Consider the following 22,084-nt stretch of genomic DNA (forward strand, 5'->3'; position numbering starts at 1 on the left):
GCAAGTGACCGGCATACAACAATTTTTTTGAACTTACGGTAAAGCAGAGCCTGATGAGTGACGGATCCTGAACCATGGTTATGAAAGCCTCCTTACAGTTAAAGCTGGGTCAGAGCCTGACCATGACGCCCCAGCTGCAACAGGCGATCCGGCTACTACAGCTATCCACCCTCGATCTACAGCAGGAAATCCAGCAGGCTCTGGAATCCAACCCGATGCTGGAAACCTCGGAAGACGACGATCAGGCCGACACCGCATCCAGTGACGATGATAACAGCCACGAAGAATCAGCCGCGGAAACGGCAGCAGATGCGGGCTCTGACACCAACACCGACTGGGATGAGTCGGAAAACGGCCCCGACTGGACCTCCGAAAACGAGATACCGGATAACATCCCCGACGATCTTCCGGTCGACACCGCCTGGGATGATATCTATCAGTCCGCCCCTGCCCCGGCGGCCCGCAACGACGACGAAAACGATCACGACTTCGAAACCCGCAATTCCCCCAGTGAAACCCTGCAGGACCACCTTGAGTGGCAGTTGAACCTGACACCACTGAGTGAACGTGATCAGGCCATTGCCCATGCCCTGATGGATGCGGTGGACGAACGGGGTTACCTGACCAGCCCGCTGGACGAGATCCATTCAGGGCTGCTGGATGAAAACGAGGAAGACCCGCTTGAACTGGACGAGGTGGAAGCCGTGCTGCACCGGTTGCAGCATTTCGACCCACCCGGCGTATTTGCGAGGGATCTGCAGGAATGCCTGCTGATCCAACTGAACCAGTTGCCGCCTGACACCCCCTGGCTGGCCCAGGCACGCCTCGTCATCACCCACTACATCAATCTGCTGGGCAACCGGGACTACGCCCAGTTGTTGCGCCGAAGCCGGCTCAAGGAAGATCAGTTGCGGGAAGTCCTGGCCCTGATCACCGGTCTGAATCCGCGTCCGGGCGACGTCATTGATCGCGCCGAACCCGATTACGTGATTCCCGATGTCATCGTCCGCAAACACAACGACAGGTGGCGGGTTGAGCTGAATCCTGAAATTGCACCACGCATCCGCGTCAATGCGAGCTATGCTTCTCTTATAAGGCGAGCAGACAGCAGTGCCGATAACACCTACCTGCGGGATCAGTTGCAGGAGGCCAAATGGTTTATCAAGAGCCTGCAGAGCCGCAATGAAACGCTGCTGAAAGTGGCAACACGCATCGTCGAGCACCAGCAGGGGTTTCTGGATCACGGCGAAGAAGCCATGAAGCCACTGATCCTTTCCGACATAGCGCAGGCGGTGGAAATGCACGAATCGACGATTTCCCGGGTCACCACCCAGAAATACATGCACACTCCGCGGGGAATCTTCGAGCTCAAGTACTTTTTCTCCAGCCACGTCAGTACCGATGAAGGCGGGGAATGTTCATCGACAGCCATCCGTGCAATGATCAAGAAGCTGATAGCGGCCGAGACTCCGAAAAAGCCGTTGAGTGACAGTAAAATTGCGGCCATGCTAGGGGAACAGGGCATCAAAGTGGCCCGTCGAACCGTCGCCAAGTACCGGGAAGCGATGCATATTCCACCCTCTAACGAGCGAAAAAGACTGGTTTAGGGGAGCACTGTCGAGTACAGCGCTCCTCCGAGCCAAACTTTGCCGGCGCGGTGTGCGCCAGCCCTCAGTCCGGCCTTTTGGGACCGGCATGATGACAACAGGAGACGCCTATGCAACTCAACATTTCAGGCCATCACGTAGAACTGACTCCCGCACTGAAGGATTACGTCTCAGAAAAATTCGAGAAACTTGAACGACACTTTGACCATATCAGTAACTGCCAGGTTACCCTGCAGGTGGAAAAGGTGCGTCAGATGGCGGAAGCAACGTTGCACGTGGTTGGTGGTGATATTCACGCAAAGGCTGAAAACGAGGATATGTACGCAGCGATCGACGGGTTGATTGATAAACTGGACCGCCAGATCCTCAAGCACAAGGAAAAGAATGTAGACCGGATGCACGGAAACGGCTCTCGTTAACCGCCCGTTTTCATGCATGTCATCTCATCGCGCTGCGGCATGGAGCACCTGCCGCAGCCTTTTTTTTACGGAAATGCAGTCGATTCATGAGCGACACATCCCTGACCATAGATAACATCCTTGCACCGGAGCTGACCCTATGCCGGGTACCGGCATCAAGCAAGAAGCGGGTGCTGGAATTCATCGCCGAACAGATCCACCGGCACGACGAATCGCTCAGCGAGACCCAGATCTTCAATAACCTGGTGTCCCGGGAGCGTCTCGGCAGTACCGGGATTGGCCAGGGTATTGCCATACCCCACTGTCGGCTGGAAGGACTGGATCACGTGGTAGGCGTTCTGCTGACGCTCGAGGAAAGCATCGAGTTCGACGCCATCGATAACCAGCCCGTGGATCTGGTGTTTGCCCTCGTCGTCCCCAAGGAGGCCACCAGCGAACACCTGGAACTGCTCAGCCAGCTGGCGGAGAAGTTCAACGAGCGGGCGTTCTGCGATGGGCTTCGGCAGTGTGATGACGCCACCACACTATACAAGCGCATGACCACTGCGACCGAGTAACACCCCAGAGAGTGGAGACAGAGTGCCCATGAAACTGATCATCGTGAGCGGCAGATCCGGTTCCGGCAAGAGTACGGCGCTCCATGTGCTCGAGGATCTCGGCTACTACTGCATCGATAATCTGCCCATCGGGCTGCTGTTTCCCCTGACCCGCGAAGCGGCCGCGCAGGAATCGCCGGGGCGACTCCACAAAATGGCTGTCAGTATCGATGCACGCAACCTGTCCGGGGAGCTGGCCAACTTCGAGGTCATTTACCGTCAGCTACAGGAAACCGGGGTCACCGTCGAGATCATTTTTCTGGATGCGGACGAGCAGTCCCTGCTCCAGCGCTTTCACGCCACCCGGAGAAAGCACCCGCTGAGCGACGACCGGACCTCATTGCGCGAGGCGATCAGTAACGAGAAAAAACTCCTCGAGCCACTGTCCAAGCTCTGTGACCTTTACGTGAACACGACCGGCATGTCGATGTACGAACTCCGTGACATGATCAAACAGCGCGTTGTCGGCCGCAAGGATCAGGAGCTGGCCCTGCTCTTCCAGTCGTTCGGATTCAAGCACGGCGTACCCCTTGACTCGGATTACGTATTCGATGTTCGCTGCCTGCCGAATCCCTACTGGGATAACAGCCTGCGCAAGTTTGTTGGAACCGATCAACCTGTTATCGATTTTCTGGAAAAGGAACCGGCCACGGGCCAAATGATCGGCGACCTGACCAGCTTCCTGGAAACCTGGCTACCTTCTTTTGCCGACAGCAACCGCAGTTACATGACCATTTCGATTGGCTGCACCGGTGGCCAGCATCGTTCGGTGTACGTGAGCGAGCAACTGTGCAGACATTTCCGGAAAACCTACAGCAACGTTCAGGTTCGTCACACGGAATTACCGCACCTGCAGGCCCGGGGAGAAATCTGAGCGCACCATGATTCGTCGCCCCATAACCATCATCAACAAACTGGGACTGCACGCCCGGGCGACTGCAAAACTGGTCGCAACGGCGTCCGAATTTGACAGTAGCGTGCGGATCAGCGGAAAAGGCCGGGATGTGGACGCAAAAAATATCATGCAGGTGATGATGCTTGCGGCCAGCCAGGGCACCGATGTGGAGCTCATCGCCGATGGCCCTGACGAGGAAGCGGCCATTGAAGCCCTGACGGAATTAATCAACGACTATTTCGGCGAAGGCGAGTAATTACCCGACGTAAAACCCGTGCACCGTCGGTTTCTGTGGAATTCACCTACAACTCTCTCTCACCTCTGCCTCCTAACTCCGTTATAATACGAGGGTTTTCTGACTGTGGGTGATCCATGACCGATATTCTGGAGAAAAGCCAGGCCCGCCAGCGTCTCCGCTCCCTGAGCGAGGCTCTGGATAGCGGCGCCCTGAAACAGGTTGCCCGCATCCTGAATGGCGGCCTGAGCCCCAGTGATATTGCCCACCTCCTGGAATCGTCCCCACCTCGCCAGCGCGCGCTGCTCTGGAACCTGGTGGACAAGCAACTGGAAGGGGAAGTCCTCCAGTACCTGAGCGACGATATCCGCGGTTACTTCCTGAGCCAGCTGAACGCCCAGGAACTGGCCGATATCATTGAAGATTTCGAGTCAGACGATCTCGCCGACCTGCTTCAGCAATTACCGGACACGGTGATCCAGGAAGTTCTGGACACCATGGACGAGCAGGACCGCCAGCGGGTCGAAGAGGTACTCTCCTACCCCGAGGACACGGCCGGCGGCCTGATGAACACGGACACCATCACGGTGCGCCCTGACATCAGTATCGACGTGGTATTACGTTACCTGCGCCGACACCGCAACCTGCCCCCGATGACCGACAGCCTGATTGTGGTAAGCCGCCGCGACGAGTTCATCGGCATGCTGCCAATCACGAAAATGCTGGTATCCAATCCCGCAGCCACGGTGCGGGAAGTGATGGACACCGACATCGACCCCATTCCGGTCTCCCTTTCGGATACCAAGGTCGCGACGCTGTTCGAACGTTACGACCTGATCTCGGCCCCGGTGGTGAACGAGGATGGCAGGCTGCTGGGGCGGATCACCATTGATGACGTGGTCGACGTTATCCGCGAGGATGCCGATCACTCACTGATGAGCATGGCCGGTCTTGATGAGGACGAGGATACCTTTGCCCCGGTCTGGAAAACGACCCGGCGACGCGCGGTATGGCTTGGCATTAACCTTATCACTGCGTTCATCGCCTCGGCTGTCATCGGCCTGTTTGAAGAAACCATCACCAAGGTGGTGGCGCTGGCCGTGCTCATGCCCATTGTCGCCAGCATGGGTGGTATAGCGGGCAGCCAGACCCTCACGCTCGTTATCCGGGGTATGGCGGTAGGCCAGATCAGCGGCGCCAACGTCGGCTGGCTGCTGAACCGGGAGTTCCTGTCGGGAGCCCTGAACGGGCTGTTCTGGGCCCTGGTTGTTGCCACCGCCGCTGCGGCCTGGTTCCAGGATCCGCTCATCGGAGCGGTGATTGCCGCGGCCCTGGTCATAAACCTGGTGGCCGCAGCCCTTGTGGGTACAGTCCTGCCCCTGTTCCTGAAATCCAGAAATATTGATCCCGCGCTGGCAGGGAGCGTGATCCTCACGACGGTTACCGATGTGGTCGGCTTCATGTCCTTTCTGGGCCTCGCCACCGTATTTTACGCGTAATTGATGTACAACTACCGAATAACAACGGATCTACCATGAGTCAGCATGATCAGTACGACGACGAGGACGAGTTCGGCAAGAGCAAATCCCAGCTCAAACGGGAGATGCATGCGTTACAGGATCTGGGCAAACGGATGCTCGACCTGAGCAACGACCAGCTCGACACCTTGCCGATCAGCGATACCCTGCGCGCCGCTATCGAGGAATCTCGCCGCATTCGACAGAACGAGGCAAAGCGCCGGCACCTGCAATATGTTGGCAAGATCATTCGTCAGGAAGACGATCCGGACGCCCTGAAACGGGCTATTGATGCCTTCGATGCGGGCAGCGAGGAACACACCCGGCGCCATCACCTTGCCGAACGTTGGCGCGACCGCATGATCGCCGAGGGAGATTCAGTGGTGGGTGAATTCTTCAGCTATTGCCCGACCGCCGATATGCAACACCTGCGCAATCTGGCACGAAACGCGCGGAAAGATGTCGAGAAGCAGAAAAACACGGGCCAGTCCCGCAAGCTCTTCCGCTACCTGCGCGAATGCATTGACGACGCCGAAGCGACCCACTGATCCTCAGCTGCCGCCGGCCCTATAGCCGGCGGTGTTCCCAGACTGGCATGCGCTTGCGCAACTGTTTGAGCTGCTCCAAATCCAGTTCAGCGGCAACCACCCCCGGCCCTTCGGCCAGCTCGGTCACCACCTTCCCCCATGGATCGCAGATCAAGGAATGGCCATAGGTGCGCCGCCGTTCGCTGTTCTGGCCACCCTGGCCCGGTGCAACCACCCACACCTGGTTCTCTATGGCCCTGGCACGGATAAGGGCATGCCAGTGGGCATCCCCGGTTTGCCAGGTGAATGCACTGGGCAGACATACCCATTCAGCTCCCTGCTCCCTCAGAGCACGAAATAGCTCCGGAAACCGAAGATCATAGCAGATGGCCAGGCCGAGCTTGCCGGCAGGGGTGTCAACAGTCACCACCCCCTCGCCGGGCTCAAAGGTGTCGGATTCCCGATATTGCCCGTGAGCGTCATCCACCATGGCATCGAACAGGTGGATTTTGTCGTACCGGGCCACTTCCCGGCCCTGGGCATCAAAAACCAAGCAACTGGCCCTGACTCGGTGATCGATACCCGAGCCATCCGGTCGCGCGGCGATTGGAAGGGAACCACCCACAATCCACATTCCCAGCGTTTTCGCCTGCTCCGCCAGAAAAGATCGGATGAGTGGATGGTCGCCGGCTTCGCCTTGACCACGATCCACCATCTGATGGGTTGCCAGGACCGCAAAGTTTTCCGGCAGGACCGCCACCGAAGCTCCCTGCCTGGCAGCTTCGGCAAGCAGTCGGCGCGCTTCCTCAAGGTTGGCGTCGATGTCGTGGGTACTCACCATCTGGATGGCGGCAACCCGGGCAGAGACAGTCTGGGTCATAAAAGGCTCCTGCTATTCGCCGGTATCGAATACCCGCTGGAGATCTACCTGTGGGTCGTCCCAAGTGCCGGTGACACCGTAGGACGCGCTGGTCAGCTTGCTCAAAGGATCGCCCAGAATCTTGTCGAGCACAAACAATGCCCCGCCAATCGGTGCCCCGGCCCCCATCAACAATGCCGCCAGCGGCAGATTCTGGGTCAGAGGCAGCACCACCACCAGACGCATGTCCAATGTCTCATCAGCAATATCAGTAGAGCCGCTCAGTTTGAACGCGCCCGAGGGGCCAACCACCTGAACTTCCGGATCCATGGTGATCAAGCCATCAATGAGCTGTGCTTTACCGGAAATCGCATCGAACGCAACTCCCCGTTCATAGAGATCGGAGAAATCCAACTTCAGGCGGCGCCACAGGGTATCGGCGTTAAGCAGGTTAAACACCCGGAACAGCTGGGCGGTATTGTTCTGCTCCAGGATGATACCTTCGTCCAGCCTGAGGCTGACCGATCCGCTCATGTCCGCAAGCGAGATTTCGTCCGGCCGGCCCGGCCAGTCCAGATCCAGCTCAATGTTGGTGGCCTTGTTGGTCAGGGGAATGTCCGCACCGAACAGCTCGTTCAGATCTGCCAGGGCGCCGCCCATTACCGTACCGGCAAATCGACTCACCTCACGGTCATCAATAATGCTCCAGGTCATATCCCCCAACAAAGTGAGCGAGTTGAGCCGCCCTTCGATTCCCTCGACGTTCAATCGGTAGGGTTCCGGGCGAAGCTGGAATGCCCAGCGCCCCAGGGACTCCTGATTCAACTGAAGGTCGGCTATGGTGACGTTCACATCGGGCCAGTCGCCCATATCCAATGACCGGAAGGCTTCGATCTGCTCTTCAATCGAAAGCAGTTCTGGCGCCTCTTCCCGTGCTTCGTCGTCCCGAACCAACCTCATGACCTCAAAATCCGCGGTGACCGCCGTGCCATCATCAGGAACAACCACACGTCCCACGGCCCGTTCGGAACGCGTATTCACGACCCAGCGATCACCGAGGTCAAGAGTCTCGACATGAATGTCCCTCAGGGTGTGGGCGCCCAGATAAAGGTGGGCAATGTTCATCTCCAGCCCGGTGTCTTTCCAAAACACCTCAAACGATGCTCGATTCTCCCAGTCGCCGGTTATGGCAATCCCCTCTGGCGCTGCTGGGTCAATGGTTGCCAGCAACGGCGCGGCTTCACCAGCACTCTTGGCAAGCGGCTCAGGCCAGTCGACGGCGACACCTTCCAGGTCCGAACGGACATTGATCACGGAGGTAGAGCCGGCACCGAGATCAAGTTCCGCGGAATAACCGAGGACTCCGGAGAGCCCGAGGGTCGTATCCGGCGCAAGGCCCGTCGTCGCAAGGGCATCGGACATGGAAAGCTGCCCGGACTGACGGACCGACAAGGCCTCGCCGGATTCACTCCGGGACAAGCCGATACTGACGGGATTACCGAAGAAGCTCGCCGTCAGAGGCCCCCCTGAAAAACCATCAACGGAGTGGTAGGTCAGCTCCCCGCTGAGGCTCTGCCAGGAAAGACCGGCAGGCGGGTATGCTATTGACGCATCGCTGGCCCGGACGCGGGCCTCAACCAGGATATCCCGGTTACCTGCAAGGGGGACGTCCAGACCAAGCTGTAACTGGTAGGAACCGTCGAATTCAAGCGCTGACGCCTCAGACCCCGCGATCTCCCCAAGCGGACTGTTGCTCAGCCAGAAACCCACAGCGTCTCCGGGAACCTCAGCAGAGGCATCAACCCGAACGAGGGTATTATTGGAATCTGGACTAACCGTTACGGTGCTCGACGAAAGACTCAGGCCACCGGTATTCCCCTGCTCCAGGGTGACCCTGGTTTCCAGATTGTTGACCACCACTTGGCCACTTGCGCCCGAGACCTCTGGCCAGCGCTCGTCGTAAACGACGGAGGCGTTCTCGAAATCGAATCGCATGGAGGAGGCGAAAGCGCCTCGTGGCGCATCTGAACCAATCTGCCCGTGGCCGTAATAGACACCTGACGTGATATCCGCAGTCCGTACCGACGTTGTCAGCCATTGATAAAGCTCAGGATTAACCACCTTGGACGGCACGAATTCCGCCAGCATGGACTCGGTTGCATTCTCAATCCCGACCCGAAGCCCCAGATTATTCTCACCTTCCCGGTCCAGCTTCAGATCAAACGCGCCGGAGAAGCTGGTGGTGTCGTCATAGGCAATGCGCATGTTGTCGGAAAAGATGCGGGTTACCGTGCCATCGAACTGCCAGGCAACCAGCCCTTCGACGTCGGAAAATGCCCAACCCCCGTCATACAGCTTGGGGAATGCCAGGGTGGCCGGCGCCTCGCCATCCTCGATGTCAACATAACCGGCGCCCGGCTTCAGATACAGGGAACCAGATAATCCCGTTATGCCGGGGGCGCCACCAAAGGCCTGCACGCTGATGTCGCGGAGGTTACCGGAAAGTTCGAAACTGTCGTCGGTTGTACTCGGAAGCCATAAAGACAGCCGGTCCAGATAACCATCGGGACGGTAGTTCTTCAACGCATCCGCCCCTTTCGCCGGGAGCATGGGTAACAGCGACAGGAGCCTGCGGGTAGGTCCGAGAGGCAAGGCATCGGCGATAACCCTGAGACCGCCATTCTCGGGCGCCAGGCGGAAGCTGAAAGGAGACACGTCGTCACCATTCCAGGTCCACTCCAGCTTTTGGAGGTGCCACTCTCCCGGGCTATCCGCCTGGGCAGAAGCAGACACTTCGGACAGAGCATCCTGGGATCGTCGCCACCCAAACCGTGCCCGTATATTTTCAATCGGGGCCAGGGACTCCATGCCTACGCCCAATTGCATATAGGGCGTTTCCAGCATTCCATTTACCTGCACAATCTGGCCGTCACGGAACGTGAGCCAGGCTTCGCCGCCGAGGTCAAAGCCCTCAACGCGGATGTCCCGCCAATGGTATTCATCTATCAGGCCATCGAAAAGCCGACCGGAGTTCACGTCCAGGTAGAGTTGCCCGGTGAAGTCGCCGCGAAAAAAATGTTGCCCAACCAGACTGAAACTTGCCAGCTGCTCTGTGGTTCCGGACTTGATGGCACGACCCGAGGCCCGAAAAAGTCCCTGCCGGTAAACCATGTCCAGTTGGGGGATATAGACATGGCGCTGGTGCCCCTCATTGTCCTGGACACCCAGGCTGAATCGGGTGATTTTGACATACGGTTCGGACAGCCAGTCTCCTGCCAGTTCGAGCCAATGCTTGAGCCGGTTGTTAACTGGCTCGGGGAGGTCGGCCCCCTTCACGCCCACTTCTCCCGCCTCGGACTGATTGAGGGTCAGCTCGACGCCATCGAGTTCGAAATCTTCAAAAACAACCCGCAACCGGCGCAGTGAGGACAGGAAATCGAACCGGATACGAAGATGATCGACCCGGGCGACGGTCACCCCGGAATCTGGATTGGTTATGGATATCTGCTCTGCCGTAAAGGAGGGATCCAGCCAGTACCAGCGCGAGGACAGGCCGCCAATGACAACATCCTGACCGAGACGGGCCGACAGTTCACTGGCCAGGTCATCCGCGAAGGCATCGACATTGCGCGTGAGCTGGCGCCCTACCCCTGCGTACAACGCGAACACCACCAGCACCAGCAGAAGAAACCACCAGACGAGGCTGGAAACCCGCGCGGCAAACCTGACCGGCGGACTCTCAGACTGATGATCCGATACTGGGGACTCGCGGTCAGGGGGCGACATCAATTGGGCTTACTCCCCGCGCCGACAGACAGCCCTCGGATTAGAGCAAGACAACATCATACTGCTCCTGACTGTAGAACGGTTCCACCTGAAAGCGAATGGTCTTGCTGATAAACGTTTCGAGATCCGCGACATTGTCTGACTCTTCATCCAGCAGGCGATCGACCACGCTCTGCGATGCCATTACCAGATAGTTTTCAGCATCGTAGGCCCGGTTCACCCGAAGGATTTCCCGGAAGATCTCATAGCACACGGTCTCGCTGGTCTTCAGGAAACCTCGGCCATCACAAATCGGACAGGGCTCGCAGAGCACCTGCCCCAGACTCTCCGTGGTTCGTTTCCGGGTCATCTCTACCAGGCCCAGTTCCGAGACGCCGGTGATCTTGGTCTTGGCATGATCCCGCTCGAGCATCTTTTCAAGCATGCGGTGGACCTGGCGCTGGTGCTCAGGATCCTCCATGTCGATGAAATCAATAATGATAATGCCGCCCAGGTTGCGCAGTCGCAGTTGCCGGCTGATGGAACGGGCCGCTTCCAGATTGGTCTTGAAAATGGTTTCTTCCAGATTCCGATGTCCGACAAAGCCACCGGTGTTGATGTCGATGGTCGTCATTGCTTCGGTCTGGTCAATAATGACGTAGCCACCGGACTTCAGCTGAACCTTGCGGCTGAGCGCTTTCTGGATTTCATCCTCGACTGAATAGAGATCAAAAATCGGTCGTTCACCCGGATAATATTCCACCTTGTCGGAGAATTCGGTTACAAACTCCTCGACAAACTCCATCACCCGCTGGTGGCTCTCGCGGCTATCGATCCGCACCTTTTCAGTCTGCGGGCGGATAAGATCCCGGATGGTCCGGATAAAAAGTGGCAGATCCTGATAAATCACTGCCGGCGCCTGCACCCGCGCAATCCGTTCGTGGATGGACTGACTGAGACGGTGCAGGTAGGTCATGTCACCGATCAGTTCTTCCGGCGATGCCGCTTCCGCGGCCGTGCGGATAATATAACCGCCCCGCGCTTCAGTCTCCTCGGCCGCCGCCTCTTCCACCAGGCCCTTAAGCCGGGCCCGTTCGGTTTCATCCTCAATTCGCTGGGAAATACCAACGTGGTTTACGCCTGGCATGAACACCAGATAACGGGAGGGAATGGAGAGTTGGGTAGTCAGCCGGGCCCCTTTGGTGCCGATCGGATCCTTGGTCACCTGCACTACCAGGGATTGACCTTCCCGAAGCAGGGTCCGGATATCCGGCACGGTTTTCGGCCCTTCACTGGGCTCGTCCCCACCAGACTGGGACACCACGTCCGACGCATGGATAAACGCAGCGCGCTCCAGGCCTATGTCGACAAATGCCGCCTCCATGCCGGGAAGCACCCTGACCACCTTGCCCTTGTAGATGTTGCCAACGATGCCTTTGCGGCTGGTACGCTCAATGTAGGCTTCCTGCAACATCCCGTTTTCAACCAGTGCCACGCGGGTTTCCACTGGTGTCACGTTGATCAGGATCTCTTCACTCATGTTCGGCTCTCCAGACTGTTTGGCCAGTTTTCCCAGACCGGATGACCGGCATCTGCCAGCAGGGCCGCAGTTTCCAGCAGCGGCAAACCCACCACAGCACTGTAACTGCCCTGTAGTTTACTGACAAAAATACCACCAAGACCCTGAATTCCATAGCTTCCTGCCTTGTCCATCGGTTCGCCACTGGCGGCGTACGCCTCAATTTCCGCCTTCGAGAGGGGGCGGAAGGTGACTTCAGTGGTTACGACGCGCGACGCGCATCGGTTGTCCTCGGCCAGAGCCACGGCGGTCATTACCTGATGCGTGGCACCCGAGAGTCTGAGCAGGGTCTCAACGGCATCGCCCGGGCTGCCAGGCTTCCCGAGGATTACCCCGTCCAGAACAACCGAAGTATCGGATCCCAGCACGAGTGCCCCCGGCGAGGTCGCCGCGACGGCCAGCGCCTTGTCCCGCGCCAGACGCTCCACATAGTGTTCCGGCAGCTCGCCCGGACGGGGCGTTTCATCCACGTGCGCCGGTTGTACCGAAAACGTCACGCCAATCTGTTGCAGGAGTTCGGAGCGTCGGGGAGAGGCCGATGCGAGAATGATCGTGGCCATGCTTATCCCAACTTACGATTGATATTGTCCAGCAGGACACAGAATACCGGCCAGGCCAGGGCGCTGGTCAGGGCCGGCCACAGATAGCTGAAGCCGGCATCGTCGCCACCGAGCATCTGCTTGATGAAATGAACGAGCATCTGGTTAATCCCCAACAGCAGAAAGACCATCAGGCACTGTTGCGGCAGTGGATACATACGCAGACGCTGATGCACCGTCAATACGAGGAATGCGATCAAGCCCATGGCCAGGGCATTGAGGCCGAGGGGCGTGGCCTCAAGCACATCCAGCAAGAGCCCGAGAAACCAGGCCAGCAAGATACCGAACTGGGCAGGCGCCCGAAAGGTCCAGTAAAATACGACAAGCCCGACCCACTCCGGACGGAACTCGAACCAGCCAACCGGAAACAGAGAAATGCTCAGTACCAGAGCAACCACGACGGACAGGGCAAACACCGGATAACTGATAACGGACAACATCAGCCTGCTCCCTCCTGTCCGGAACCTTGATCGGCTTCGTCTGCGGTTTCTCCACCCTCTTCCAGAGGCGCCTCACGGTCGACAGTGGGCGGGAATACCACGAGCACCAATCGGCTCTGATTCAGCTCGGCCCTGGGTGTCGCCTCGATGGACACAAAAGGCTCCCCCGGCTCTTTATTGATCAGCCCTACCTCGGCGACCGGATAGCCACGCGGGAACCGCCCCCCCAGGCCGGAACTGACGAGCAAGTCGCCCTCGCGGATGTCGGCGGTGTCCGGAACGTGAACGAGATCCAGCGTGTTCGCGTCGCCGGTGCCCAGCAAAATTGCTCTGAGCCCGTTCCGCACCACCTCGACCGGTACGGCGTGACTGCTGTCTGACACCAGCAGCACACGGGAAGTGATCTGACTGGTCTGAACAACCTGCCCCATCAGTCCATGGGCGTCCAGAACGGCCTGTCCGGGTTTCAGGCCGTCACTCTCGCCTTTGTTGATAATGACTTCGTGGGAGAAGGGATCTGGCGATACGCCGACAACCTCACCTACGATGACGCGGTCATCGAGTACTTCGGAGGAATTCATCAGACGTCGCAGTTCATTATTTTCGGAAGCAAGCGCGGCGTACTTGAGCGCACGGCGCTCCAGAATCATCAGGCGAGCCTTGAGATCCTCGTTTTCCTGCTGGAGATCTTCCTTGTTGACGAATAGACCGGCAACCCAGTCACTGAACTCGTAGGGGGCGTTGCCGAGCCAATAGACGGGCGCCAGGCCAGTCGCAATTGTGCTGCGGACGAAAGAGAGCTTGTCGAAACGCGCATCGGCAACCACCAGGGTTGCCGATACAATGACTATGAGAAAGAGTCGGAAACCCGGTACCGGGCCCTGGACAAAGATGGTCTTAATGGCGAACCCTCCCTACAGGATTATCCCTCCTGGGAGAACATTCCAATGCCACCCCGATCAATCACTTCCAGCGCCTTGCCGCCACCACGGGCAACACAGGTCAGTGGGTCTTCCGCAATAATAACCGGCAAGCCTGTTTCCTCACTGAGGAGCTTGTCCAGACCTCTCAGCAGGGCTCCACCGCCGGTCAGCACGATACCACGCTCGGCGATATCGGAGGCCAGCTCGGGCGGCGACTGCTCGAGAGCACTTTTTACGGTTTGAACAATCTGTGCAAGGGACTCCTGCAGCGCATCAAGGATCTCCTCGCTGTTCAGGGTAAAGGCCCTGGGAACGCCTTCTGCCAGGTTGCGGCCCCGAACGTCGATCTCGCGAATCTCGAGACCTTCGTAGGCACAACCAATCTCGTGCTTGATGCGCTCGGCAGTGGAGTCACCGATCAGGCTGCCGTAGTTGCGCCGAACATAGGTCACGATGGCCTCGTCAAACTTGTCGCCACCAACTCGTACGGATTCGGCGTAAACAATGCCGTTCAGGGAGATGATAGCGATTTCGGTCGTACCACCGCCGATGTCGACGATCATCGAACCGCTGGCCTCTTCTACCGGCAGGCCGGCACCAATGGCAGCGGCCATCGGCTCTTCAATCAGGAACACTTCCCGGGCACCGGCACCCAGGGCGGACTCACGAATGGCCTTGCGCTCAACTTGCGTAGACTTGCTGGGCACACATACCAGAACGCGTGGGCTCGGAGTGATAAAGCTGTTTTCGTGCACCTTGTGAATAAAGTGCTGCAGCATTTTCTCGGTCACCACGAAGTCTGCGATCACGCCATCCTTCATCGGGCGAATGGCAGTAATGTTGCCCGGTGTACGTCCCAGCATACGCTTGGCTTCCGCACCGACGGCGGCCACCATTTTCTGGGAGTTGTTGGTGCGAATGGCCACCACCGACGGCTCGTTCAGCACGATGCCGCGCTCACGCACATAGATAAGGGTGTTCGCGGTGCCCAGGTCGATGGACAGGTCGCTGGAGAATAAGCCTCGGAGTCTTTTGATCAACATTCGTGTAGTTTCAACCTGAGAGTTGCAGTCGCATAGAAAAGATGCGGCAACTTTAGCAGTGAGCACCCCTGCAGGCAAGGCGCGAAAAGGCCGTGCGCCTTACGGTTCACACATCCCCCCCATACCTTCGGCCCTCCCGCCTTTGTTCGAATCTGTTACCATACGCTCTTTCTTTTTTGGCTAAGGTGAAAGGCCGTCCGAAGAATGTGTTCCAGAGCCCCCGCAGGCACCTCGCCATGGCGCTTGTGCTCCGCCATGTTTGGCACCACAGGATCCTGGAAAGCATTCTCCCAACGACACACATCGCAGGTAATCCTTGTGTGGTCAGAGGACTTTCATTAAAGACATTTCATTTATCTGGGAGGCAATGCGTGACCATTTCCCGTGAGGACATTGAAAAAGTCGCTGTGCTCGCTCGCATTCGTGTAGACGACGAGCAAGTTTCGGCCCTGGAGAACGATCTCGGAAACATCCTTGATCTGGTTGACCAGCTCAGCGCCGCCGATACAGAGAGCGTCGAGCCTATGGCCCACCCCCTTGATGCTGTTCAGCGCCTGCGTCCGGACGAGGTAACCGAGACCAATCAGAGGGAAGCCTTCCAGGCCATTGCCCCGGCCACCGAGAACGGTCTTTATCTCGTACCCCGCGTTATTGAGTGATCTGACGACCAGCGATTTCAGGAATCATCATGCACAACAAATCCGTAGCAGAGCTTTCCCGGGAACTGGAGAGCGGCAAGATTTCAAGCGTGGAGCTGACGCAACAGTTCCTCGATCGCCTCAAGCAGGAAGACAGCAAGTACAACAGCTTTATTACCGTGACCGAGGAGCAGGCCCTGGCCGATGCCCAAGCCGCTGACGCCCAGCGCGCCGCTGGCAACGCCACGCCCTGGACCGGCATTCCCTTCGCCCACAAGGACATTTTCTGCACCAACGGCGTGCGCACCACCTGTGGCTCGAAAATGCTGGAGAACTTCGTCCCGCCCTATGATGCCACCGTGACTGACAACTTCCGCAAGGCCGGGGCGGTGTGTTTGGGCAAGACCAATATGGACGAATTCGCCATGGGTTCCTCCAACGAGTCCAGCCATTTTGGCGCAGTAACCAATCCCTGGGGCCTGAGCAAAGGCGAGAAGCGGGTACCCGGCGGTTCTTCCGGCGGCTCCGCAGCAGCGGTCGCGGCACGACTGGTGCCGGCAGCGACCGCCACCGACACCGGCGGCTCGATTCGCCAGCCGGCCGCCTTGTGCGGTGTGACGGGCCTCAAACCGACCTATGGTCGAGTCTCCCGCTACGGCATGATCGCTTTCGCCTCCAGCCTTGACCAAGGCGGCGCCATCGCCCGCACAGCCGAAGACAACGCGCTCATGCTGAACGTGATGGCCGGGTTCGACCCAAAGGATTCGACCTCACTGGACCGGGCAGTTCCGGACTACACCGCCACCCTGAACGAGCCATTGAAAGGCCTCCGGATCGGCCTGCCGAAGGAATACTTCTCAGATCAGCTCAGCCCTGCCATGGAGGAGCAGATCCGGGCTGCCGTCCGGGAGTACGAAAAGCTGGGCGCGACGGTCAAGGAAGTGTCCCTGCCCAACGCCAAGCTCGCCATTGCAGCCTACTACGTGATCGCGCCCGCAGAGGCATCGGCCAACCTGTCCCGCTTTGACGGCGTCCGCTACGGCTATCGCTGCGAAGACCCGAAAGACCTGATGGACCTCTACACCCGGACCCGGGCGGAAGGATTTGGCACCGAGGTGAAACGTCGAATCCTGGTGGGCACCTACGCCCTGTCCGCCGGTTATTTTGACGCCTACTACCTCAAGGCCCAGAAGGTTCGCCGCCTGATCCAGCAGGACTTCATCAATGCCTTCAAGGAGGTAGACGTCCTGATGAGTCCGACCACCCCCTCTCCCGCGTTTGCGTTGGGCGAGAAGACCAACGATCCGGTTACCATGTACCTGGAGGACATCTTCACCATTGCCATCAACCTGGCAGGCGTCCCGGCCATGTCGGTGCCGGCCGGATTCGTGGATGGACTGCCCGTTGGCCTGCAGATCATCGGAGATTATTTCTCCGAGGCCCGGTTGCTGAACGCCGCCCATCAATTCCAGCAGGTGACCGACTGGCACCAGCGTGAACCGCAGTAAGCCCGAAAAGGAGAATGACACCATGCAATGGGATATTGTGATCGGGCTGGAAATTCACGTTCAGCTCGCCACCAAAACGAAGATCTTTTCCGGTTCCAGCACCGCCTATGGCGCTGAACCCAACACCCAGGCCAATGCCGTTGACCTGGCCATGCCGGGCACCCTGCCGGTTCCAAACGAGCAGGCCTTCCGCTATGCGGTCATGTTTGGCCTGGCGGTGAACGCCGAAATCGAGCGTCGCTCGGTTTTCGAGCGCAAGAATTATTTCTATCCGGACCTGCCCAAGGGCTACCAGACCACCCAGCTTGAACGCCCGATCGTAGGACCCGGTTATGTCGATCTGGATCTGGCCAACGGCGAGACCAAGCGTGTACGCATTCACCACGCCCACCTGGAAGAAGACGCCGGGAAGTCACTGCACGAGGACTTCCACGGCATGACCGGGGTTGACTTGAACCGGGCCGGCACCCCTCTGATTGAAGTCGTCACCGAACCGGACATGACCAGCGCCGAAGAAGCTGTTGCCTTCGCCAAAAAACTGCACAGCCTGGTGACGTCGCTGGGCATCTGTGACGGTGACATGTCCCAGGGCTCCATGCGGTTCGACGTTAACATTTCACTGAAGCCAAAAGGCTCCGGCACACTTGGCACCCGTACCGAGACCAAGAACCTCAACTCGTTCCGATTCATGGAACAGGCCATTGCTCACGAAGTTGAGCGGCAGATGGACATCCTCGAAGACGGTGGCGTCATTGAACAGGAAACCCGGCTGTACAATGGTGACCGGGACGAATCCCGCTCCATGCGCACGAAGGAAGAGGCCAACGACTATCGCTACTTCCCCTGCCCCGACCTGCTGCCGGTGGAAATTGATGATGCCTTCATCGAGGATGCACGCAAACGTCTTCCGGAACTGCCGGATGCCCGCAAGGCGCGATTCAGGGAGCAGTACGGCCTGAACGACTACGACGCCGGACTGCTCAGCGGCGACGCCCGACTGGCGACCTTCTTCGAGGACGCCGTCAGCCATGGCAAAGACGCCAAGCTGACCGCCAACTGGATTCAGGGCGAGTTTTCCGCCCGCCTGAACGCGGAAGAGAAGTCCGTTTCAGAGTCTCCGATTTCCGGCACACAGCTCGGCGATCTGGTGGTGCGCATTGCCGACAACACCATTTCCTCAGCCGGCGCCAAGAAAGTCTTCGACGCACTCTGGTCCGGTGAAAACGACAACGTTGATGCCATTATTGATGCCAAGGGGCTCAAGCAGGTATCCGATACCGGCGAACTCGAGAGAATGGTCGATGAGGTTCTGGCGGGCATGCCGGACCAGGTGGCTCAATACCAAAACGAGGAAGACCCCAAAAAGCGCAAGAAAATGCTGGGCGGCTTTATGGGGCCATTAATGAAAGCCTCCAAGGGACAGGGCAACCCCAAGCTCTTTAACGAGATCCTGATCAGGAAGCTTTCTGACTGACAATCTGCCTCGAGACCAGGGCGCATCAATCTGCCGCCCTGGTCACTCCCCACCACACAGAATAAGCTGACCAATAACACAATGGCCTGATCTGACTTGTGTCAAAATTTGTGACGTCTTGTTCAGAATAACGTAACAAATCTGCCACAATGAACTACAGGCTTCTTGCCGATCATTAAGTAAACAATTAAGATTCAGCGGGCTTAAGTATTTTTTCTGGAAGGGATTTATGGGAAAGGCAGCCGCATTCGAAACCAGCCACGCCAGACGAGTAGCCATGAAACCAGTCGCCATAAAAACCAATCTTCGCAACCAACAGCGCGTCGATGTTTCAACCGAAATTACCGTAGAAAAGCCGGATGGCTCCTGCCTGACCTGCTCGGTTGCCAACCTCTCGCGAACCGGTGTGATGATTTCCTGCAGCCGGGAAGCCGTCAAAGCCCTCATACCCAACCAGCAAAGTCCTGCTCCGGGCAACTGGATTTCCGTCAAAACCCGTTTTTCAGTGCCTGTCGTTGCCACCCAGCCGGTATCCATTATTGCCGATGGGAACATTGTGCATATGCGCCGCGTCGCGCGGGACGAGTTCCATCTCGGCATCCAGTTTGCCGAATTCGAAGGCAACGGATTTGACTACGTGGATCGCTACGTGGCCAAGCTACTCGCGGATTCCCACGATCCGACCTGATTTCTCACCGCCACTACCTCTATCCCATCGCGGCAATTTCCGCTTTGCCGCTATATTATTATAACGCCAAACTCTAGTTGCGGCGCTTCTTATACCCTTGCCGGCTCTGGTATAGTTACAGGTCTAATTTGCACAGCCATCAAGGCCCGCACCGCGGCAACGGAACACCATGACCACATACAACCTCACGCACCTGAAGCAGCTGGAAGCGGAAAGCATCCACATCATCCGGGAAGTGGCAGCCGAGTTCGATAACCCGGTCATGCTCTACTCTATCGGCAAGGATTCCGCTGTCATGCTGCACCTTGCACGTAAAGCCTTCTATCCTGGCAAGCCTCCTTTTCCGCTGATGCACGTGGACACCACGTGGAAGTTCAAGGACATGATCGATTTCCGGGATCGCAAGGTGAAGGAGTACGGTCTTGATCTGATCGTCCACAAGAACGAGGACGGTATCAAGCAGGGCATTGGACCGTTCACCCATGGCAGCGCCAAGCATACCGACATCATGAAAACCCAGGCCCTGAAACAGGCGCTGGACAAGTACAAGTTCGATGCAGCGTTCGGGGGCGCCCGTCGCGACGAGGAGAAATCCCGGGCCAAGGAACGGGTCTATTCGTTCCGCGATGAATATCATCGCTGGGACCCGAAGAACCAGCGTCCCGAACTGTGGAACATCTACAACGGCAAGATCAATAAGGGCGAGAGTATTCGGGTGTTCCCGCTGTCCAACTGGACAGAACTGGACATCTGGCAGTACATCTATCTCGAAAACATCGAAATCGTTCCCCTCTACTATGCTGCCAAGCGACCGGTGGTTGAACGCGACGGCACATTGATCATGGTGGACGACGACCGCATGCCGCTGAAGGAAGGCGAAACGCCGATGATGAAATCGGTCCGTTTCCGAACCCTCGGCTGCTACCCGCTGACCGGCGCCATCGAATCCGAGGCAGACACCCTGCCTGAGATTATTCAGGAGATGCTGCTGGCAACCAGCTCCGAACGTCAGGGGCGGGTCATTGACCACGATTCAGCCGGGTCCATGGAACAGAAGAAGCGGGAAGGGTATTTCTAAGATGTCACACCAGTCTGATCTGATTGCTGAAGATATTCAGGCCTACCTGAAGCAACACGAGAACAAAGAGCTGCTGCGCCTGCTGACGTGCGGCAGCGTCGATGACGGCAAAAGCACCCTGATCGGCCGCCTGCTGCACGACACCAAAATGATCTACGAAGATCACATGGCGAGCCTGAAAACAGACAGCGCCAAGATGGGTACCACCGGCGAAAAGCTTGATTTGGCGCTGCTGGTCGATGGCCTCCAGGCCGAGCGTGAGCAAGGTATTACGATCGACGTTGCCTATCGCTTCTTCTCGACCGACAAACGCAAGTTCATCATTGCGGATACCCCGGGGCACGAACAGTACACCCGAAACATGGCGACTGGCGCATCGACAGCCCAACTGGCAATCCTGATGATCGATGCCCGCCACGGCGTGTTGACCCAGACACGACGCCATTCGTTCATTGCCTCGCTTCAGGGCATTCGCCACATTGTCGTGGCCGTGAACAAAATGGATCTGGTGGATTTCAGCGAAGAACGCTTCAACGAAATCAAGGATGAATATCTGGCCTTTGCTACCAAGCTCGGCCTGAAAGATATTCGGTTCGTGCCGATTTCCGCCCTTGAAGGCGATAACGTCGTCAACAAGAGCGAAAACACCCCCTGGTTCACCGGTCAGCCGCTGATGGACATCCTGGAAACCGTCGAGATTTCCCGAGACAAGAATCTGGAGCACTTCCGGTTCCCGGTACAGTATGTGAATCGCCCCAACCTGAACTTTCGCGGCTTTTGCGGCACTATCGCCTCCGGCGTGGTGCGTCCGGGCGACCAGGTCATGGTGCTGCCCTCCCGTCGCACCAGCACGGTGAAGGACATTGTCACCTTCGACGGGAACCTGGACGAAGCCTACATCGACCAGGCCGTGACACTTACTCTGACTGACGAGATCGATATCAGCCGCGGTGACATGCTGGTCAAGGTGGAGGACGAGCCGGAAGTCGACAACCGCTTCAATGCCAACATCGTCTGGATGACAGACGCACCGCTGGAAACCGGTCGACTCTATGACATCAAACTCGGGCCAACCTTTACCTCCGGTACGGTCAAGAAGATCCATCACCAGACCGACGTAAACACACTCGAGCAGAATGCCAACCCGAGCAAGCTGCAACTGAACGAAATCGGCCTGTGCGAACTCACCCTGAACCAGCCCATCGCCTTTGACGCCTACCAGCGCAATCATGCCACGGGCAGCTTCATCGTGATCGACCGGCTTTCCAACGTCACCGTTGGCGCCGGCATGATCGCTGGCCTGGCAGACGGCCTGGAATCTCTCGACCCTGTCAGCCCGGACGAACGCGAGCGTAGACTGGCTCAGAGGCCCGCCATCATTGGATGCAACGGCAAGCACGCGCCAGCGCTGGCGCTCGCCGTCGAGCGTGCGCTCTTCGATCAGGGCAAGACCGCAGTCGTGGTCACCGAAGACAATGCCGGCGACGCTGACGACCGCCGCCGGACAGCTCAGCTGCTGTCTTCACATGGCCTGATCGCCGTTGCGGTCAACCTCGGTTCCGATGTAGCCTCTGCCTCCGTTTCCGCTGATAGCGATCAGGAGATTCCTGCCGCTGTCAGTCAGCTGGTTCAACAGTTGGTCCGGAGCAAGCGCATCTGACCTCTGGGTTGCACACAAGCCCCGCAGGCCAGAA

Annotated in this window: 20 protein-coding genes; 13 read left to right on the forward strand and 7 right to left on the reverse strand. The window is 58.0% G+C overall.

Translation table 11 applies throughout. The features are described from left to right. The first annotated feature begins 80 nt into the window (after window positions 1–80). The 7 genes from K0B93_RS06055 to yjgA all read left to right on the forward strand — a co-directional run bounded on the left by K0B93_RS06055 (window position 81) and on the right by yjgA (window position 5,817). Window positions 81–1,607, forward strand: a complete 1,527-nt coding sequence (locus K0B93_RS06055; RefSeq protein WP_228743317.1) for an RNA polymerase factor sigma-54 — start codon at window positions 81–83, stop codon at window positions 1,605–1,607. A gap of 110 nt (window positions 1,608–1,717) precedes the next feature. Beyond that, a complete protein-coding gene (gene hpf, locus K0B93_RS06060) occupies window positions 1,718–2,026 on the forward strand; it encodes a ribosome hibernation promoting factor (RefSeq protein WP_203300215.1) in 309 nt (102 codons plus the stop codon). Window positions 2,027–2,112: 86 nt separating this feature from the next. Further along, a complete protein-coding gene (gene ptsN, locus K0B93_RS06065) occupies window positions 2,113–2,583 on the forward strand; it encodes a PTS IIA-like nitrogen regulatory protein PtsN (RefSeq protein ID WP_219866355.1) in 471 nt (156 codons plus the stop codon). Window positions 2,584–2,611: 28 nt separating this feature from the next. Next, window positions 2,612–3,496 carry an RNase adapter RapZ gene (rapZ, locus tag K0B93_RS06070; protein ID WP_219866356.1) on the forward strand — a complete coding sequence of 295 codons (885 nt, stop codon included), beginning with the start codon at window positions 2,612–2,614 and terminating at the stop codon, window positions 3,494–3,496. A 7-nt stretch (window positions 3,497–3,503) separates the two neighbouring features. Then, on the forward strand, window positions 3,504–3,773 hold the full coding sequence (locus tag K0B93_RS06075; protein WP_219866357.1) for an HPr family phosphocarrier protein: 270 nt from the start codon (window positions 3,504–3,506) through the stop codon (window positions 3,771–3,773). Between the two features lie 116 nt (window positions 3,774–3,889). Next, on the forward strand, window positions 3,890–5,251 hold the full coding sequence (gene mgtE / locus K0B93_RS06080; protein WP_219866358.1) for a magnesium transporter: 1,362 nt from the start codon (window positions 3,890–3,892) through the stop codon (window positions 5,249–5,251). A gap of 35 nt (window positions 5,252–5,286) precedes the next feature. Beyond that, window positions 5,287–5,817, forward strand: coding sequence for a ribosome biogenesis factor YjgA (gene yjgA, locus K0B93_RS06085; protein WP_219866359.1), 531 nt, complete (start codon window positions 5,287–5,289; stop codon window positions 5,815–5,817). Window positions 5,818–5,836: 19 nt separating this feature from the next. On the opposite strand, the gene K0B93_RS06090 is transcribed toward yjgA, so the two are convergent. Genes K0B93_RS06090 through K0B93_RS06120 form a run of 7 tightly spaced genes read right to left on the reverse strand, consistent with a single transcriptional unit; the run spans window position 5,837 to window position 15,001 of the window. Further along, the gene (locus K0B93_RS06090) at window positions 5,837–6,676 is read right to left on the reverse strand and encodes a carbon-nitrogen hydrolase family protein (RefSeq protein WP_219866360.1); all 840 of its coding nucleotides are present in this window, start codon (window positions 6,674–6,676) and stop codon (window positions 5,837–5,839) included. A gap of 12 nt (window positions 6,677–6,688) precedes the next feature. Then, window positions 6,689–10,441, reverse strand: a complete 3,753-nt coding sequence (locus tag K0B93_RS06095) for a YhdP family protein (RefSeq protein WP_219866361.1) — start codon at window positions 10,439–10,441, stop codon at window positions 6,689–6,691. A 40-nt stretch (window positions 10,442–10,481) separates the two neighbouring features. Then, window positions 10,482–11,960, reverse strand: a complete 1,479-nt coding sequence (gene rng / locus K0B93_RS06100) for a ribonuclease G (protein WP_219866362.1) — start codon at window positions 11,958–11,960, stop codon at window positions 10,482–10,484. Further along, window positions 11,957–12,559, reverse strand: a complete 603-nt coding sequence (locus tag K0B93_RS06105; protein ID WP_219866363.1) for a Maf family protein — start codon at window positions 12,557–12,559, stop codon at window positions 11,957–11,959. Before K0B93_RS06105 ends, rng begins: the two co-directional genes overlap by 4 nt. Window positions 12,560–12,561: 2 nt before the next feature. Then, on the reverse strand, window positions 12,562–13,038 hold the full coding sequence (mreD, locus tag K0B93_RS06110; RefSeq protein ID WP_219866364.1) for a rod shape-determining protein MreD: 477 nt from the start codon (window positions 13,036–13,038) through the stop codon (window positions 12,562–12,564). Then, complete coding sequence (gene mreC / locus K0B93_RS06115; RefSeq protein ID WP_219868041.1) at window positions 13,038–13,931, reverse strand: rod shape-determining protein MreC; 894 nt, start codon at window positions 13,929–13,931, stop codon at window positions 13,038–13,040. The genes mreD and mreC overlap by 1 nt, the downstream gene beginning before the upstream one ends. A 29-nt stretch (window positions 13,932–13,960) precedes the next feature. After that, window positions 13,961–15,001 (reverse strand): rod shape-determining protein, encoded by a 1,041-nt coding sequence (locus K0B93_RS06120; protein WP_218636732.1) that lies wholly within the window; start codon window positions 14,999–15,001, stop codon window positions 13,961–13,963. 374 nt (window positions 15,002–15,375) lie between these two features. Here K0B93_RS06120 and gatC point away from each other — a divergent pair, with 374 nt between their 5' ends. From gatC to cysN, 6 genes are all read left to right on the forward strand, one after another. Then, the gene (gene gatC, locus K0B93_RS06125) at window positions 15,376–15,663 is read left to right on the forward strand and encodes an Asp-tRNA(Asn)/Glu-tRNA(Gln) amidotransferase subunit GatC (protein ID WP_219866365.1); all 288 of its coding nucleotides are present in this window, start codon (window positions 15,376–15,378) and stop codon (window positions 15,661–15,663) included. A gap of 29 nt (window positions 15,664–15,692) precedes the next feature. Further along, window positions 15,693–17,150: an Asp-tRNA(Asn)/Glu-tRNA(Gln) amidotransferase subunit GatA gene (gatA, locus tag K0B93_RS06130; protein WP_219866366.1), complete on the forward strand. Its 1,458-nt coding sequence runs from the start codon at window positions 15,693–15,695 to the stop codon at window positions 17,148–17,150. Window positions 17,151–17,172: 22 nt separating this feature from the next. Next, the gene (gatB, locus tag K0B93_RS06135; RefSeq protein ID WP_219866367.1) at window positions 17,173–18,624 is read left to right on the forward strand and encodes an Asp-tRNA(Asn)/Glu-tRNA(Gln) amidotransferase subunit GatB; all 1,452 of its coding nucleotides are present in this window, start codon (window positions 17,173–17,175) and stop codon (window positions 18,622–18,624) included. 229 nt (window positions 18,625–18,853) lie between these two features. After that, entirely contained in the window at window positions 18,854–19,312 is a 459-nt protein-coding gene (locus K0B93_RS06140; RefSeq protein ID WP_416383195.1) for a PilZ domain-containing protein, read from the forward strand. A gap of 169 nt (window positions 19,313–19,481) precedes the next feature. Continuing rightward, window positions 19,482–20,390, forward strand: a complete 909-nt coding sequence (gene cysD / locus K0B93_RS06145; RefSeq protein WP_219866368.1) for a sulfate adenylyltransferase subunit CysD — start codon at window positions 19,482–19,484, stop codon at window positions 20,388–20,390. Between the two features lies 1 nt (window position 20,391). Beyond that, window positions 20,392–22,050, forward strand: coding sequence for a sulfate adenylyltransferase subunit CysN (cysN, locus tag K0B93_RS06150; RefSeq protein ID WP_219866369.1), 1,659 nt, complete (start codon window positions 20,392–20,394; stop codon window positions 22,048–22,050). The last annotated feature ends 34 nt before the right edge of the window (window positions 22,051–22,084 follow it).

This window comes from Marinobacter sp. F4218 (assembly GCF_019443085.1).
Lineage (GTDB): Bacteria > Pseudomonadota > Gammaproteobacteria > Pseudomonadales > Oleiphilaceae > Marinobacter > Marinobacter albus.